The organism is Thermococcus sp. GR6, assembly GCF_012027415.1.
GTDB lineage: Archaea > Methanobacteriota_B > Thermococci > Thermococcales > Thermococcaceae > Thermococcus > Thermococcus onnurineus.
The window spans coordinates 596,799-612,934 of the sequence record NZ_SNUM01000001.1 but is presented as its reverse complement, the minus strand read 5'-3'; the positions used below and the strand labels follow the sequence as shown (position 1 = coordinate 612,934).

20 protein-coding genes and 1 tRNA gene are annotated in these 16,136 nt (G+C 51.1%); 11 read left to right on the top strand and 10 right to left on the bottom strand.

From position 1 onward, the window contains the following. The first annotated feature begins 73 nt into the window (after nt 1–73). The 7 genes from E3E32_RS03440 to E3E32_RS03410 all read left to right on the top strand — a co-directional run bounded on the left by E3E32_RS03440 (nt 74) and on the right by E3E32_RS03410 (nt 4,974). Nucleotides 74–151, top strand: a tRNA-Met gene (locus tag E3E32_RS03440). A gap of 273 nt (nt 152–424) precedes the next feature. Beyond that, entirely contained in the window at nt 425–967 is a 543-nt protein-coding gene (locus E3E32_RS03435; protein ID WP_240910587.1) for a lamin tail domain-containing protein, read from the top strand. Nucleotides 968–1,050: 83 nt separating this feature from the next. Continuing rightward, nucleotides 1,051–1,506, top strand: a complete 456-nt coding sequence (locus E3E32_RS03430) for a 30S ribosomal protein S15 (RefSeq protein WP_055428677.1) — start codon at nt 1,051–1,053, stop codon at nt 1,504–1,506. Between the two features lie 29 nt (nt 1,507–1,535). Next, entirely contained in the window at nt 1,536–2,966 is a 1,431-nt protein-coding gene (locus E3E32_RS03425) for a DHHA1 domain-containing protein (protein WP_167730189.1), read from the top strand. Beyond that, nucleotides 2,956–3,207: a KEOPS complex subunit Pcc1 gene (locus E3E32_RS03420; RefSeq protein WP_167730188.1), complete on the top strand. Its 252-nt coding sequence runs from the start codon at nt 2,956–2,958 to the stop codon at nt 3,205–3,207. The genes E3E32_RS03425 and E3E32_RS03420 overlap by 11 nt, the downstream gene beginning before the upstream one ends. A gap of 18 nt (nt 3,208–3,225) precedes the next feature. After that, nucleotides 3,226–3,828: a 30S ribosomal protein S3ae gene (locus E3E32_RS03415; RefSeq protein ID WP_167730186.1), complete on the top strand. Its 603-nt coding sequence runs from the start codon at nt 3,226–3,228 to the stop codon at nt 3,826–3,828. A 90-nt stretch (nt 3,829–3,918) separates the two neighbouring features. Then, nucleotides 3,919–4,974, top strand: a complete 1,056-nt coding sequence (locus E3E32_RS03410) for an SPOUT family RNA methylase (protein WP_167730184.1) — start codon at nt 3,919–3,921, stop codon at nt 4,972–4,974. Between the two features lie 128 nt (nt 4,975–5,102). On the opposite strand, the gene E3E32_RS03405 is transcribed toward E3E32_RS03410, so the two are convergent. The 7 genes from E3E32_RS03405 to E3E32_RS03375 all read right to left on the bottom strand — a co-directional run bounded on the left by E3E32_RS03405 (nt 5,103) and on the right by E3E32_RS03375 (nt 8,922). Continuing rightward, on the bottom strand, nt 5,103–5,816 hold the full coding sequence (locus tag E3E32_RS03405; RefSeq protein WP_167730182.1) for a DUF92 domain-containing protein: 714 nt from the start codon (nt 5,814–5,816) through the stop codon (nt 5,103–5,105). A gap of 77 nt (nt 5,817–5,893) precedes the next feature. Next, nucleotides 5,894–6,343, bottom strand: coding sequence for an Lrp/AsnC family transcriptional regulator (locus tag E3E32_RS03400; protein WP_167730179.1), 450 nt, complete (start codon nt 6,341–6,343; stop codon nt 5,894–5,896). 171 nt (nt 6,344–6,514) lie between these two features. Further along, nucleotides 6,515–6,817, bottom strand: coding sequence for a MazG nucleotide pyrophosphohydrolase domain-containing protein (locus E3E32_RS03395; RefSeq protein WP_167730177.1), 303 nt, complete (start codon nt 6,815–6,817; stop codon nt 6,515–6,517). A gap of 5 nt (nt 6,818–6,822) precedes the next feature. Continuing rightward, nucleotides 6,823–7,200, bottom strand: a complete 378-nt coding sequence (locus E3E32_RS03390) for a helix-turn-helix transcriptional regulator (RefSeq protein ID WP_167730176.1) — start codon at nt 7,198–7,200, stop codon at nt 6,823–6,825. Nucleotides 7,201–7,256: 56 nt separating this feature from the next. Next, entirely contained in the window at nt 7,257–7,628 is a 372-nt protein-coding gene (locus E3E32_RS03385) for a Mov34/MPN/PAD-1 family protein (protein WP_167730174.1), read from the bottom strand. 30 nt (nt 7,629–7,658) lie between these two features. After that, entirely contained in the window at nt 7,659–8,042 is a 384-nt protein-coding gene (locus E3E32_RS03380) for a RidA family protein (protein WP_167730172.1), read from the bottom strand. 76 nt (nt 8,043–8,118) lie between these two features. Beyond that, nucleotides 8,119–8,922, bottom strand: coding sequence for a DUF2666 family protein (locus E3E32_RS03375; protein WP_167730945.1), 804 nt, complete (start codon nt 8,920–8,922; stop codon nt 8,119–8,121). 118 nt (nt 8,923–9,040) lie between these two features. On the opposite strand from E3E32_RS03375, the gene lonB reads away from it, so the two are divergent. From lonB to E3E32_RS03355, 4 genes are all read left to right on the top strand, one after another. Then, nucleotides 9,041–10,948, top strand: coding sequence for an ATP-dependent protease LonB (lonB, locus tag E3E32_RS03370; protein WP_167730170.1), 1,908 nt, complete (start codon nt 9,041–9,043; stop codon nt 10,946–10,948). Nucleotides 10,949–11,061: 113 nt separating this feature from the next. Beyond that, nucleotides 11,062–11,808 carry a Fe-S cluster assembly ATPase SufC gene (gene sufC, locus E3E32_RS03365; protein ID WP_167730168.1) on the top strand — a complete coding sequence of 249 codons (747 nt, stop codon included), beginning with the start codon at nt 11,062–11,064 and terminating at the stop codon, nt 11,806–11,808. Continuing rightward, the gene (locus tag E3E32_RS03360; RefSeq protein WP_167730166.1) at nt 11,801–13,138 is read left to right on the top strand and encodes a SufD family Fe-S cluster assembly protein; all 1,338 of its coding nucleotides are present in this window, start codon (nt 11,801–11,803) and stop codon (nt 13,136–13,138) included. Before sufC ends, E3E32_RS03360 begins: the two co-directional genes overlap by 8 nt. Before the next feature lie 113 nt (nt 13,139–13,251). Continuing rightward, nucleotides 13,252–13,545: a hypothetical protein gene (locus E3E32_RS03355; protein WP_167730164.1), complete on the top strand. Its 294-nt coding sequence runs from the start codon at nt 13,252–13,254 to the stop codon at nt 13,543–13,545. A gap of 15 nt (nt 13,546–13,560) precedes the next feature. Here E3E32_RS03355 and E3E32_RS03350 read toward each other — a convergent pair whose 3' ends face one another. The 3 genes from E3E32_RS03350 to hydD are packed head-to-tail and all read right to left on the bottom strand — an operon-like array spanning nt 13,561 to nt 16,135. Continuing rightward, entirely contained in the window at nt 13,561–14,010 is a 450-nt protein-coding gene (locus E3E32_RS03350) for a hydrogenase maturation protease (protein ID WP_167730163.1), read from the bottom strand. 47 nt (nt 14,011–14,057) lie between these two features. Then, nucleotides 14,058–15,344 carry an NADPH-dependent hydrogenase/sulfhydrogenase 1 subunit alpha gene (hydA, locus tag E3E32_RS03345; protein WP_167730161.1) on the bottom strand — a complete coding sequence of 429 codons (1,287 nt, stop codon included), beginning with the start codon at nt 15,342–15,344 and terminating at the stop codon, nt 14,058–14,060. After that, a complete protein-coding gene (gene hydD, locus E3E32_RS03340) occupies nt 15,341–16,135 on the bottom strand; it encodes an NADPH-dependent hydrogenase/sulfhydrogenase 1 subunit delta (RefSeq protein WP_167730944.1) in 795 nt (264 codons plus the stop codon). The genes hydA and hydD overlap by 4 nt, the downstream gene beginning before the upstream one ends. Nucleotide 16,136 lies beyond the last annotated feature (1 nt).

Here is a 16,136-nt window from a genome sequence, read left to right as displayed (position 1 = left end):
CTGGCCCATAAGGGGCAACAGTTATCCGTAAGATTTATAAACCTACAACATATGACTAACTAACGGGTCGAGCAGCGGGGTGGGGCAGCTAGGAGTGCCCGCCGGGCTCATAACCCGGAGGTCGGAGGTTCAAATCCTCCCCCCGCTACCATACTGTTTTGGGTTGTATCTTCTTGCCTATGTCTCTTGTACTAAACTTCGAGCAACTTCTCAAGTTGGCCTGTTTTTGGATTGTGGACCAGTTCCAGTTGCAAATTTTGCAACGCTTGATTTGAAATATTAAGCGTATCATGGAGTGAATTCCAAGCTTTCAGAGCTCATTCACTGTTGTTGACAGCTAGGACTATTTTTTCTAAACTCTCTAAAGTACTTATGGACATCCTACGAAACTTTTATTTACGTTTGCCACATAAATTTCGTGGGGATGAATATGAAACGAGGAGTTTCTAGTATCGAGTATTTGTTTCTTATTGCTGCGGCACTGGTAATAGTACTGTTTGTAGGCCATCAGTTGGCTACAATGACTTCTGATTATGCGGCTGTGATTGATGACATATCAGACGAGATAGCGCGAGGACTAACAAATCAGTCGTGCAACGGAACGTCTGAAATCGTGATATACTATGTTCACTATGATGCAGGAGGTATAGACCATTGGAATCTAAACGACGAGTACGTTGTTATAGCTAACTTGGGGTGCAAAGACGAAGAACTGAGTGGATGGAAGCTGGTGGATGAAAAAGAGCATACATACATTTTCCCGAGTGGATTTATTCTGAAAGCGGGAAAAACAGTAACTGTACATACTGGCTCGGGTACAGACACTGACACGGACCTTTACTGGGGCGAAAAGCGGGCTGTCTGGAACAACAACGGGGACACTGCGTACCTTTACGATGCGAGCGGAAACCTTGTGGACAGTTGTAGCTGGACTGGAAAAGAAGGCGGAGCTGTCAGCTGTCACTGATGGCAAACTTTTTAAACTCCTTCTTTTAGGCTGATGCGAAGGGGCGGCTGGCGGGAGCTGGCCGTCACCGGGAGGTGTATGATATGGCAAGGATACACGCGAGAAAGAGGGGTAAGTCTGGTTCTAAGAGGCCACCGAGGACCGCTCCGCCGACCTGGGTCGAGTATACGGCGGAGGAGGTCGAGGGACTCGTTATTAAGCTCAGGAAGGAAGGCTACAGCGCTGCCATGATAGGAACCATCCTCAGGGACCAGTACGGCATTCCGAGCGTCAAGCTCATCACCGGCAAGAAGATAACCAAGATACTCGAGGAGAACGGCCTCGCCCCTGAGATTCCGGAGGATCTCATGGCCCTTATCAGGAAGGCCGTCAAGCTCAGGAAGCACCTCGAGATGCACCCGAAGGACAAGCACTCAAGGCGCGGTCTCCAGCTCACCGAGAGCAAAATCAGGAGGCTTGTCAAGTACTACAGGAGAACCGGCAAGCTGCCAGCGAAGTGGCGCTACGACCCAGAGCAGGCCAAGCTCCTGGTTCGCTGATTCCCCTTTCCTTCTTATAAGGTGGTAAAATGGACAAGGGCGCTTTCTTGGAGAAGGCCCGTGAAGGAGCAGAGCTAATCAAGATGCACATCGAGCTAGGGCACACTGTAAGGATAATCTCCCACCGCGATGCGGACGGAATAACTGCCGGGACGATTCTGGCGAAGGCGATATTACGTGAGGGAGGTAGCTTTCAGCTCAGCATTGTCAAGCAGCTCAGCGAAGAGCTTATCCAGGAACTTGCCGCGGAGAAGCACAAGATATACGTCTTCAGCGACCTCGGGAGCGGCTCAATCGAACTCATCGAGAAGTACCTCGAGGGAGCGACCGTTGTCGTTGCCGACCACCACCCCCCGGAGAAGGACGAGTTTTCCACAGATTCCCACCTGCTTGTCAATCCAGTGCCATTTGGAGCCAACAGCGTTCGCGATCTGAGCGGCTCGGGCGTTGCCTACTTCGTTGCTAGAGAGATGAACGAGAAAAACAGGGATTTGGCCTACATCACCATCGTTGGAGCAGTCGGCGACATGCAGGAGATAGATGGCACCTTCCACGGCATGAATCTCGACATCATTGAGGACGGGAAAAGGCTCGGCATTCTGGAGGTCAGGAAGGAGCTCCGCCTCTTCGGCAGGGAAAGCAGAACTCTCGCTCAAATGCTGGCTTACGCAACAAATCCAGAAATACCCGAGATAACTGGTGACGAGAGGAAGGCCATCGAGTTCCTCAGGGCTAAGGGCTTCGATCCTGACATGAAGTACTGGCAGCTCCGTGAGGAAGAAAAAAGGCGGCTCCACGATGCCCTTGTCATTCACCTGATAAAGCACGGTGCCCCGAAGGAGGCTATAGACAGGCTCATCGGTGATGTGGTCATAAGTCCCCTCTACCCGGAGGGCGACCCCAGGCACGAAGCGAGGGAGTTCGCCACACTCCTCAATGCCACTGGAAGGCTGAACGCTGGAACGCTAGGTGTTGCAATCTGCCTCGGCGACGAGGAGGCCTACAAGAGAGCTAGAAAGATGCTCGACGACTACAAGAGGGAGCAGATCGAGGCCAGAAAGTTCCTCATCCAGAACTGGAGTATGGCCGACGAAGGAGAGCACGCCTACGTTTTCTATGCTGGCAGGAACATCCGTGACACTCTGGTGGGCATAGCGGCTAACATAGCGATAAACGCGGGCCTAGTTGACCCGGAGAAGCCCGTGGTCGTTCTGGCTGACAGCGACGAGGATCCAAACCTCGTGAAGGGCTCAGCAAGGACTACGGAGAAGGCCCTAGCGAAGGGCTACCACCTTGGAGAAGCTCTGAAGGAAGTGGCAGAGAAGCTCGGCGGTGAAGGTGGAGGCCACGCTATAGCTGCTGGCATACGCTTTCCGAAGGACAGAATAAACGAGTTCATCAGGTATTTCAACGAGGTTCTTGGAAGACAGCTCAAGGGGGGCAGGAACGTTGCGGATTGAAGCAACGGCGAAAATCATCTGGCACTACGGGAGCGAGGAGAGAGCGAAAGCTATAGCTCGGGCTCTGGAAGTGGACAACGCTAGCCTTCCTGAAGGCCTAAAGAAAAGTTTAAATGTGGTAACCCGATGGGAAGATGGGGACGTCATAACAAAGGTTAAATACTCAGGTGAGATTGAAACACTCATCAAAGCGCTGGACGATTTGGTGTTTTCAATCAAAATCGCCGAAGATGTCACGTGAAAGGTTGGAGGTGTTAAGATGGCAAAGGGTAACCCAAGGAAGAGGGCTGCTGCTACCAAGGATAAGTGGAAGATGAAAGAGTGGTACGTGGTTTACGCTCCGGACTTTTTCGGCAACAAGGAGATAGGCCTCACCCCCGCTGATGACCCCGAGAAGGTCATCGGTCGCGTCATTGAGACCACCCTCAAGGACCTCACCGGCGACTTCACCAAGGGTCAGGTCAAACTCTACTTCCAGATCTACGACGTCAAGGGCCAGAACGCCTACACCAAGTTTAAGGGCCACACCCTCGCTAGGAGCTACATAAGGAGCCTTGTCAGGAGAAGGACCACCAGGGTTGATGGCATATTCAACATCACTACCAAGGACGGCTACAAGCTCCGTGTTATGGGTATGGTCATCGCCTACAGGCGCATACAGACCAGCCAGGAAAGGGCTATCAGGGAGATAATGAGGGACATCATCTACAAGAAGGCCGAGGAGCTTAACTACAAGGACTTCATCCTCGAGGCCGTCACCGGCAAGATGGCTACAGAGATTGCCAAGGAAGCCAGGAAGATCTACCCGATTAAGAGGGCCGAGATAAGGAAGATAAAGGTCCTCGCAGAGCCGGAGGCCTGAAGGCCTCTCAACCCCCTTCTCTATACCTTCCAGATTCTCTTCTCGGCAGGCTTTTAAAGGCCCAATCATTCTCTCTCTGGAGGTGAGAGTGTGAAGTTTCTCGTTAAGACTCAGAGGGGAATGGAGAGCGTTGCCGCTAACTACATTCGAGAGATTCTTCCAGATGCGGAAGTTTGGGCGTCTCCCATGGGCTACTCGGGTCTTGTTGTAGTTGAGGCGGAAGATGAGAAAGCCGAGGAGAAGATTCTTGAAATTCCAGAAGTCGAGAGGGCCATAAAAGTTCTCCATGAGGTTCCCGCTCGGCTTGACGCCATCTTGAGCGTGGCAGAGGATGTTGCAAAACTCATTGATGAAAATGAGACCTTTGCAGTCAAGACCAAGCGTAGAGGGAAGCACGACTTCTCGAGCATTGACGTGAACAGAGAGCTTGGGGCAAAGGTCAGAGAGCTGACAAACGCTGACGTTAACCTCAGCTGGCCGGATAAGGTCGTTCAGGTAGAGATAATAGGAGATAGAGCTTACATATCTGTTCTTCCAGGCGAAGAGTACAGAAAGTTCACACCAAACAAAATAGACGCGAGGAAGCTCTTCCGCAAAGTTACCCTAGTTCAGATGCCTTACTGGGGCGACTACAAGGCCTGCAGGTCTTTCGGTGAGAAGATTGGGAGAGCCGCTCAGGCCTTTGAAGTTAAGGAGCTCATCATAGCTCCCAAGGAGAAGATGGACGCTTTTGAACTAATGGAGTTCATTAGGGGCGTCAAGATTGGCCAGGAAAGCAGATACCAGATACAGCGCGAGGCTTATCCCTGGAAAGTCGAGAAAGTTCCTGTCAGCGTATGGGATCTCTACCAGGTCGTTCGCGATAAGCGGAGGAACAAGAGGCTCCTCATAATCACCGACCCCAAGGGACCGACACTGGCTGAGGTGAAAGATAAGCTCGCCAGGGATATGTACTATGCGAAGGAAGTCGTTATCTTCGTCGGCTCCCGTGAGGGTATACCACGCGGCCTCTTCCGCTTCGCGGATTATGTTGTTGACTTAGCACCGTATATGACCTTCGCAACTGAACACGGCATTCCTGCGGCCCTTGTGTCCATGTGGGAGATCTACGAAGAATACGCCAGAACGAGGGAAGGGAAAGAGTAAGTTCTTACATTTTTCTTTAATTCAATTAATTGTACAGCGGCGTCAGACCCTAAGGTCTTCCTCACCGCTCAGGAATCCGCCGTAATCATCATCCGCCAGTTAGGCTTTCTCGGGTTTTCTTTTAAACTTCACGTGAGGACGTAGAAGAGAAGTGCACCGATGAAGCCGCCAAAGAGTGAAGCAAGAAAGTTCGTCGAGTTATTATTTGTTATTCCCTCGTTTTCAAGGGTAGCTCCAATAAGACTGTCTAAGTTGACCCCGATAAATCCGCCAATGGTAACAGCCAGGAGCATTATAATCTTTTGCTCTGTGAGTGGAAGGGCGAACAGGGCCATAATGAAAGAACCCAAAAGTGCGAACAGCTCTCCGGGCCACGAAATAGCTCCGTTAACACCGGGTCTAGCTGGCTCAAAGGTGGTTATCAACCTTGGATTTTTTCCGAAAATCTTTCCAAGCTCGCTCGCAAGGGTATCTCCATTAACTGTAGCTATCGAAGCAAAAGTCGCTGCCCAGAAAACGTCCATATGGGAGAAGTATTCAAAGGCTAGAAAGATTACTGCAGCAAGGCCATTGCCCAGAACGTTGCCCCAACCCCTCACACCGTTTCTGCTCTGAGCAAGGCCGAGTTTTGCCTTCTCCCTGAACCGGTACTTGGTTGCAAGGACTCCAAGAACCACGAAGGTTACCATCGCCAAGAAGGGATAAAAACCACCAAGCTCCAGAACGACCAGACCGACAGCTGCAGCTGCCAAAGCACCCTTAGCATCAAGGGCTTTCAGTTTGTATGATCCTATGCCAAGTCCTGCAACCACTGCAACGTCCACTGCCAGTCTCTCGAGCATCTCTGTCACCTGGAAAAATGCCCCACTGAGGCTTTATTATTCTTTCCTTCGTCCATTGACGAAGGAAGTAAAAGAAATCAGAGAACCTCAAACTTCACGGTGTCTGTTACGAAGGTTATATCGAGCTTGTCAATGCCTGGTATCTTCTTGGAAACATCGGCGATTATTCTCTCCAGCTCTTTCATGTCCTTTGGACCAACAATGTGGATAACCAAATTGTGCGAACCAATGGCACGCTGGATTATCTTGATGTTTTCATCATCCTTCAGAGAAGAAATTACCTCGTCAAGGTCAATCGAAGGCTTAACAGTTATCCCGAGAATGACGTGAATGTATCCAAGAGCATCATAGTTAGGAATTATAGTATACTTCTTGATTATACCATTTCTCTCGAGACGATCCATTCTCCTGGAGATTCTCTGTCTTGTCGTGCCAAGAATTTCGGCGAGCTCCTTGTAGGTCAAACGCGCGTTCTTGGCGAGAAGCCTCAAAATCCTTATGTCAATTCCGTTTATTTTATCTGCCATCACATCCACCTCCAGGGATTATGTTTGAGATTATGCTCCCAATTATAAAAATGTTTCGACAATTTGGAGGATTTCTAACCAGTAGGTTATCATAAATGACCCATCCCATTTTAAAACTGGGTTATATTTCAAACCATAATGTTACAAAAAAATGTGAGTATGCTGGAGATTTTATCCACCAGTGTTACCCCATCGATCCCTGTCACGTTCCCTGTACTTCTCTATGCTCTTCTCCAAGGCACTCAGAAGGTCCACTTCGTAATAGTTGGCTATACACGAGAGGGCAAACATGACGTCGCCGAGCTCCTCCATCAGCTTTTCCGGGTCGCCTTTTCCCTTGACCCCTTCAATTTTCAATAGTTCATCAGCTAGTTCTCCAATCTCTTCCATCAAAGCTGCGAGCATCTCGAAGGGACTCCAGTATCCACCGAATTCTTTAACAAGGTCGTCAACTCTCCGCTGATGGTCGTTCATATAGCTCACACCAGTTCAGTTCTCACCTTTACGAGGTATCCCTCGAGAACCTCTGTGTTCGTTCTGTAAAAGTGCATCTTGCCTTCTTTTCTCTCAAGTATCAGGCCCAGAGCCTTTAGTGTGCGGAGGTGATGGCTGATCAGAGTCTGATCTTGGTCGAGTATCTTCGATATCAGACACACGCAGAGCCAGTTGTCCTTCAGGATCTTGAGTATCCTGAGCCTCAGCGGGTTTGAGAGTGCCTTGAGGAACTTCATGACGTCCTCTTCTACCCGAAGGTCAACCTCCTTGTCCAGGTCAGGGATGCCACAGGTCTCTGAACACTGGAGGACAGTCCTTCTTTGCTTCTCATCTAGTTCGTTCAGAACTTCCCTAACCTTCATGCTGCAACACCGATTAGCAGATTGGGACACATCTATTTAAGAATTTTCACATGAAGTTAGTCAAGGATTTCGACCTTCAGACGGCTTCCATCACTTTTATAGGCCCTCACGCTGTCTTCTGTAAAAGGATAGGCAATTATCAGATGGACACCCCCAAACTTGGAGAAAAAGTTCAGATCTGCCTGGGATGGCCATGGATTTGGGCCAGGATGCGAGTGAACGGTTCCCTTTATGCTCTCGTCGTAGGGCAGCATCCATGTGTTGAAGAAAGCCGAGCTCCTCCCAAAATGAGGGTCTGGGGCTATAAGAACCTCTTCAAAAACGCCATCCTTCTCCCTCAAAAAGCCAGCGAACTCGTTGGGATAGAATTCGCGGGCTAATTCAAGGAGGTATCCCAAGAGCTCCCTTCTAATTTTGACGGTTTCCATCTTGCTCACCGAAAATAATCAAAGGGGGTATCAAAGAGCGGCAATTGCCTCTATCTCAACCTTAACGCCCTTCGGCAGATTGGAGACTTCAACTACAGCCCTGGCCGGCTTAGACTCTGAGAAGTATTTCTCGTAAACCTCGTTGAACTTGGCGTAGTCTTTTATGTCTCTCAGATATACTGTAACTTTAATGACGTTCTCAGCGCTTCCGCCGGCGGCTTTCACTACTGCTAGCAGGTTCTCAATTGCCTGCTTTGCCTGTTCCTCTATTGGGCCCTCCACGAGCTCTCCTGTCTCAGGATTTATTGGTATCTGGCCGGAGACAAAGAGTAGCCTGCCTGCCTCAGCGACGATCCCCTGGCTGTAAGGCCCTATCGGTTTTGGGGCGTTTTCCGTGAAAACAACCTTTTTCATTTTCCCACCTCCGAAAATTAAGAAATCAGCGAAGCGAAGATTCCTCATCGCCCCCGCTCGGGTGTCCTCGGCCTCATCATTTCTTCTCTAGGTATTTCTCGAGGTTCTTGGCCGGAACGTCGAGCGGAAGACCTATCTTCTCAAGGGCCTTCCTGAGGGCGTAAACCCTGGCGTGCTCCTCAAAGCCCTCCCTTGCGTAATTCTCCGCCTGGAAGTGCTTGTACTTCTCAACAACGGCTGGAATGTCTGCCTTTTTAACCTTTTTGAACTCCGCGAACCAGGCATCAATACCTTTCACGTCTATGCCCGCGTAAACGGGAAGCTTTAGAGTTATCGTCTCGTTTATGCTAGCTAGAAGCCTCGCGACGTCGGCCATCGGTGTCTTTTCGTCGATTATCAGTCTCTTCACCACCCTCCATTTCCCGTGCTCGGCACTGAGATGGAACGCCGTGAAGTTGACGTGATCCTCGTTGTAGGGAAGGACTATTTTTACCTCCCTCAGGGGCTCTTCGGGATAATCTACGGTAACCTTCTTCTCGAGAACCTCCCTGACGAGGATCGCCTTCGCGACCTCAACGAGGTGTTTCTTCAGTTTCTTGTCCTCCTCGAAGACGAGGGCACCGAGCTTTCTTGCCGTTCCGGGGGATTTAAGGGTCACCACCGCGTCGCTCAGGTCTTTTCTGGCTATCTCTTCGGCGAGACTCATTATCCCGGCGATGTTCATGACCTCCGTTAGGTACTCTGGTATCTTGGGATTCACGGTATTAGCGATGCTCGCAAGGAAATGGGCCACCATCTCGTCTTCCATGTTGCGGAGCCTGTCTCCTACCTTCCAGCTTCCGTGACGGGCAGTGAAGATAATCTGATCCTCAACCTTCATCGTTTCCACCAATTCTTAATGGATGTCAAGGCCTATTTTAGCTTTTTCTTGACCATCTCAAAAAAGTTATAAATTGCATTGAGCATTCGAGTTTGAGAGAGTAAAAGAGGGAAGGAAAATGGGGGACGACGAGAAGATTAAGAGGGAAGCCCTGGCCCCCAGGGAGTACGGAGAGAGCTTAGAGCTTGGTATTGAGTTTACGACAACTGAGGAAATCGAAGTTCCCGAGAAGCTTATCGACCAAGTCATCGGCCAAGAACACGCGGTTGAGGTTATCAAAACTGCCGCCAACCAGAAGAGGCACGTGCTTCTGATAGGCGAGCCGGGAACAGGTAAGTCCATGCTCGGTCAGGCCATGGCCGAGCTGTTGCCAACCGAAACCCTAGAGGATATCCTTGTTTTCCCCAATCCCGAAGACGAGAACATGCCCAAGATCAAGACCGTCCCTGCCTGTCAAGGCAGGCGTATTGTAGAGAAATACCGCGAGAAGGCCAAGAGCCAGGAGAGCGTAAAATCCTACATCCTCCTCTTTGTCATGTTTACTGTTATGCTCGCACTTTTCATTGAATTCAGTGCAACTACACTCCTGATGGGGCTCTTTGTTGTTATACTTACAATAATGGCCCTCTCCAATATGCGCCTTAAGAGTACTGTCCTCGTTCCCAAGCTTCTTGTGGACAACTGCGGAAGAACCAAAGCTCCCTTCATCGACGCGACTGGCGCCCACGCGGGAGCGCTCCTTGGTGATGTCAGACACGATCCCTTCCAGAGCGGTGGGCTCGGCACTCCTGCCCACGAGCGCGTTGAGCCAGGAATGATACACCGCGCTCACAAGGGAGTCCTCTTTATAGACGAGATTGCCACGCTCAGCCTCAAGATGCAGCAGAGCCTCCTCACCGCCATGCAGGAGAAGAAGTTCCCGATAACCGGCCAGAGTGAGATGTCGAGCGGTGCGATGGTAAGGACTGAACCTGTTCCGTGTGACTTCGTCCTTGTCGCGGCTGGAAACCTCGATACAGTGGACAAGATGCACCCTGCACTCCGCTCGAGGATCAGGGGTTACGGTTACGAGGTCTACATGCGCACCACCATGCCGGACACGATAGAGAACAGGCGCAAGCTCGTTCAGTTTGTGGCTCAAGAGGTCAAGCGCGACGGAAAAATACCCCACTTCACGAAGGAGGCTGTGGAGGAGATAGTCAGGGAGGCCCAGAAGAGGGCCGGAAGGAAAGGTCACCTCACGCTCCGCCTCAGAGACCTCGGCGGTATCGTCAGAGCTGCTGGTGACATAGCTGTCAAGAAGGGCAAGAAGTACGTGGAAAGGGAAGATGTCATTGAGGCAGTCAAAATGGCCAAACCCCTCGAGAAGCAGCTTGCTGACTGGTACATCGAGCGCAAGAAGGAGTACCAAGTCATCAAGACTGAGGGCAGCGAGATAGGTCGCGTCAATGGTCTGGCCGTCATAGGCGAGCAGAGCGGTATAGTCCTTCCGATTGAAGCAGTTGTCGCCCCAGCTGCGAGCAAAGAAGAAGGAAAGATTATAGTTACAGGAAAGCTCGGCGAGATAGCGAAGGAAGCCGTTCAGAACGTCTCGGCGATAATCAAGAGGTACAAAGGTGAGGACATAAGCCGCTACGATATTCACGTCCAGTTCCTCCAGACCTACGAGGGCGTTGAGGGCGATTCAGCCAGCATAAGCGTTGCCACCGCTGTTATCTCAGCCCTTGAGGAGATTCCGATAAGGCAGGACGTGGCCATGACAGGTTCGCTCAGTGTCCGTGGCGAGGTGTTGCCGATAGGCGGTGCAACACCAAAGATAGAGGCCGCAATAGAGGCTGGCATAAAGACGGTCATAATCCCCAAGAGCAACGAGAAGGACGTCTTCCTGAGCAAGGACAAGGCCGAAAAGATCCAGATATTCCCGGTCGAGACCATCGACGAAGTCCTTGAGATAGCCCTCGAGGAGAGCGAGAAGAAGAGGGAGCTTCTCAGGAGGATCCGGGAGACCCTGCCCCTTTCCCTTTGAGACACTTTTTCTCTCAGACCTTTCTCACACGGAACACTCTTTTCATAGCCTTCCACATCTTTGGCCAGAATGCTTAAAAAATGGTGAGTCTAGGTTACCGTGGAGGTGAGAGAGTGCTCAACGTAGAGAACCTCAAGGTCGCAGTTGGAGGCAAGGAGATTCTTAAAGGTGTGAACATTTCTGTGGGTGACGGGGAGTTTCATGTAATCATGGGGCCAAACGGATCCGGAAAGTCAACGCTGGCGCTGACTATTGCGGGTCATCCGAGGTATGAAATCTTTGAAGGAAGGATAATCTTCAACGGTGAGGACATAACTGATCTTCCCCCGGACGAGAGAGCCAAAAGAGGGATAATGCTGGCCTTTCAGCACCCTGAGGAAGTTGAAGGCGTCAGGATAATGGAATTCCTCCAGCAGGTTCTTGCGGAGGTTAAGGGGATTGATCTCGCCGAGGCGTACGACATAATTGTTGAGGCCGCAAAGGGACTTTGGTTTAAAGAGGAGGATCTTATGAGGTACGTTAACGTCGGCTTCTCCGGTGGTGAGAGGAAGAGGTTTGAGATTCTCCAGGCACTTCTTCTTGAGCCGAAGCTCCTCATCCTTGACGAGCCTGACAGCGGTGTTGATGTCGACTCACTCAGTGTCATCTCAAGGAAGATAGAGGAGCTTCACGAGAATGGAACGGCGATTCTTCTGATAACCCACTATGGCAGGATACTCCAGCACCTTGACCCGAGCAGGTTCAGGGTTCATGTGATGAAGGACGGCAGAATCGTCCTTGAGCGCGGAGGAGAGTTCGTGAGGGAGATCGAGGAGAAGGGCTTCCAGAAGATTTTCGAGGAGTGTGGTTGCGATGAGTGAGATAACCATTCAGGAGGCCAAGGAGATTATAGCGCAGGAGATAGAGAACCTCGCGAGACGAAACAAAGAGCCAGAATGGATGACGCGCATAAGGTACAAAGGCTTAGAAGCCTTCGAGAAAGCACCTCACAATGACCCGGTTATTAGCAAGGATGAACTGCTGAGGTTCATAGCAAAGCCCGAGATAGAAGGCCTTCCAGAACATATAGAGAGCCTCGATGACCTCCCACCGGAAATGAAGGCACTCCTCGACAGGCTCGGCATAAGCGAGGTCGAGCAGAAGTACATCGCTGGACTTGCCGTTCAGACGGACACGGGTATAATCTACAACCAGTTCCTCCAGGAGTGGGCTAAAAAGGGCCTAATTGTTCTTCCTATGGAGGAGGCCGTGAAGAAGTACCCTGACGTTGTAAAGAGGCACTTCCTCCAGATGTTCAGCGTTAATGAGAGCAAGATGGCTGCCTACCATACAGCAGTGTGGAACGGGGGCATTTTCCTCTACGTCAAAGAGGGTCTGAAGGTTCCATTCCCGCTTCACCTGTTTTTCCTCATCCAGGAGAGCGCCCTCGCTCAGGCGCCGCACATCATAATCATCGCTGAGAGGAACACCGAGTTCCATCTTATAGAGGGCTGTACCGCACCGGTTCTGGTTAGGCACTCTCTCCACCTTGACATGACTGAGGCTTACATACACGATAGGGCAAAGGTACAGCTCACGGTCCTCCAGAACTGGCCTGAGTACGTTCACACGAGGCCGATGACACGGGCCAGAATCGGCAAGAACGCCCGTTTCATCAACACAACCGTTGGCCTCGGCACCGGCAGGAGCAATATAGCGAACCCCAAGTACTGGGTTGAGGAGAATGGTTACGTCGAGCTCAATGGGATCATTCTCGGTCAAAAGGACTGGTATGTTGATCTTGGCGGCGAGATGTACCTCCAGGGGAGGGAAGCCGCTGGAATAAATGCGAGCAAGGCAGTCATAATGGACGAGAGCACTGTCATAACAAGAGGAAAGATAGTGGCCGAAGCGCCAAGAACCAAGGGGCACATAAGCTGCGACGCCTTGCTGATGAGCGACAAAGCTGTGATGGAGACATATCCGGGCCTGGTCAGCAGGGTTGACGACGCCGAGCTGAGCCACGAAGCTGCTATAGGCAAAATCCGTGAAGAGGAGCTCTTCTACCTTATGAGCCGTGGCTTGAGCGAGGAGAAGGCTACTCAGCTCATAGTCAAGGGTTTCCTCGAGCCGATGCTCAAGGACATACCAATGGAGTTCCTCGTGGAGATACGGAAGATAATTGAACTTGCCGTCAGTGGCGGGATGTGACTGAAAATTTTCCCTTTTGTTTTCAAATTTTCCTAATTTTGATCTCTTTATTCTGGAAAACCCTCAACGAAGTATTTTTAACTAAAGTCTCGTTTTTTCTGAAGGGTGATACTATGGATCCGATGGCAAAGGCCTTTGAGGAGGCAAAGAAAAACCCGAAGATAAGGAAGAGGCTCAAAATAAAGGCGGCATTTTCGCTGCTCTTGTTCGTGATGTTCCTTGGGGTGATATTCATCACTATTGGAACTATAATCGCCAGCAAAACTGGAAGCTTCTTGGGAATGACTCAGCTGGATTTTCTCAAGCTCAGAGCCAGGTACGGCATAATAATGATGTTCCTGATTATAATCCATCTCGCGATGAACAGAAGCATAATGAAAAAGGAGCTCGAGCTCCTCTTCGGCTGAGTTCATTTTTAACTCTTATTTTTTGGCTAATTCTTCAACGAGCTCAACAGCCTTCGGAAGGGCTTCCATAACTTCCTCGGTCAGTTCCATACCTAGGTTGATTTCCTTAGCAACAATACCAATGAAGTGGATTTCAACGTTGGCAAGCCTTTCATCGAGTGCCATGAGGAGTTTGAGCCCGTCTATTGCCCCCATGAAGTGCGCACTCCTGATTTCAGCCTTCAGCTTCTCGAAAACTTCATCGCCGCTCACGTGGATTATTTCTCCCGGCTTGAACTTTTCGCTAAGTATGGCGTCGATGATTATGAGCCTTTCCTCTCCACTGTAATGGCTCTGGAGCATGAATATGTCCGTGCCAACTTCTAGAACGTTGTAACCTTTTTCCGCCAAAAGCCTGCCGACTTTCAGGCCGACGCCATCGTCCTTCATAAGTTCGTTCCCGAGGGCGAGGATTAGGGTCTCCATGAATACGCCTCCAAAGAAGAATCTGAGAGGGGAATAAAAAGATATGGCTAAAGCCTCGCCACGTGCACTGAACAGGAGATGCACGGGTCGTAGGCCCTGACGACCATCTCAGCAAGGAGCTTCAGCCTCTCAGGATCGTCGTTGTAGTGCTTCTCAGCCATCATGCGTACATGAACCTCCATCATGGCGAGATTGAAGGCTGTCGGCGTTATTATATCGGCGTAGGCTATCCTTCCGTCCTTCACTTCGAGCGCGTAGACGAGGATTCCGCGCGGTGCCTCTGTAGCGCTGACACCAGCGCCGTCTCTTATCTCAACTTCGTCCCTTGGTCTTATCGGCCATCTAGCGAGAACCTCGTCTATGAGGTCTATTGCCCTCTCGGTGAAGTAAACCAGCTCAAGGGCCTGGGCAAGGTTGTTAGCAAAGGGGTTGGTCGGCCTGAGTAAATCCTTGTGGCTCCTGTAGAGCTCTTTTGCCTTTCCGTAAAGCGTTTCCGAGTTATTGACGACGCGAGATATCGCCCCGGTCATGAAGGGCTTTTCCCGGTAGTGGCTGTGCTTGGCGAAGCTGTGCTCGACGACAAATTCTTTTATGTGCTTCTTGTAGTCCTCGCTCGGGAACTCGTTGCCGTCGCTGGCCTTGAGGTAGTCGCCGTATATTCCGTAAACGTCGTTCCTGGGCTTAACTGCAAGGTGGGTTATCGGTCCTTCAACCTCCCCGTACTGCTCCAGCTTGGTGAACAGCTCGAAGGTATACTCTGCAAGTGGGAGGGCTTCCTGGAGTCTCTTCTTCATCTTCTCCAGCGTAGCCTTGTCGGGAAGCTTGCCGAAGCCGCCGAGAACGGCATTCTCCTGGTGTATCGCCCTGCTTCCAAGCTCGTCCATCATCCATGAGCCGAGGTTCTTGAGTTCCAGTGCTATTCCCAGCTCTCTCTTGTACTCGTCCACCATCTTGAGCGGGTTTGAATAGCCGAGGTAATCCGGCAGGACGAGTAGGTAAAGGTGAAGTGCGTGGCTCTCTATCATGTCGCCTATGTAGAGGACCTCACGTAAGGCCTGGATTTCATCCCTCGGGGTAAAACCAATGGCCTTCTCGGCGGCCTCAAGGGCTGTGAGCTTGTGGGCTGCTGAACAGAAGGAGCATATGCGCGGATAAACCGCGAGGGCCTCTTCGAGCTTCTTCCCTATGGTTATGGCCTCGAAGAACCTAGGTCCCTCTATGATGTTGAGCCTGACTTCCTTAACCCCGTCGTCGCCGACGACTATCTCCACACCGCCCTTCCCTTCAACACGCGCTATGTGGTCAACAGTGATTGGGAGGTAGAGGTTCTTCATTCTTTCACCTCCTCCTGGAAGACCGCCTCAACCATCTCTTCGAGCTTCGGGTTGTGGGCGTTGAATATCTTCATGCGCTCAAGTATCTCTTCCTTGGTGAGGCCCTTTTCCCTGAAAGTCTTGGCGAGTGAGTCAAACCATGCCACATCGTAGCCTATCGCTCCGCGGCAGCCGATACAGGCGACGTTGAATCCTGGACAGCGAGCATCGCAGCCGGCTCTCGTTATTGGGCCGAGGCACGGCTCACCCTTCTCGATAAGTATGCAGGAGTTTCCTTTTAGTCTGCACTCAACGCAGACCGGGTAGTCGATGTCCTCCGGCCATGAACCCACGAGGAAGGTGCCTATTGCGTAGAGGAAGTCCCTCTTTTCCGGCGGACAGCCGTAGAGCCTGTAGTCAACCTTGATGTACTCCTCGACGGGCTTTGCCGGCTTCGGCTGGAACTTGACTTTCCCATCGCCGTAGACGGTCTTCCACAGCTCTTCAAGGCTCTTGTTCTTTTCCCAGCTCTGCACACCGCCCTGGGTGGCGCAGGCACCAACGGCAACCACTATCTTCGCATTCTCGCGTATCTTCCTGACCAGCTCGGCTTCCTCCTCAGTGGAGACGCTTCCCTCGATGAACGCTATGTCAACCGGCGCCTCCTCATGGCTGTCGCGCTCGATCATGTACCAGCAGACGATTTCAGCATTTGGAATGAGCTGGAGTATCTCGTCCATCATGGCGAACTGAAGCTGACAGCCGTAGCATGAGGTGAGGGCGTAAAATCCGATCCTGACCTTCTTCTCCATC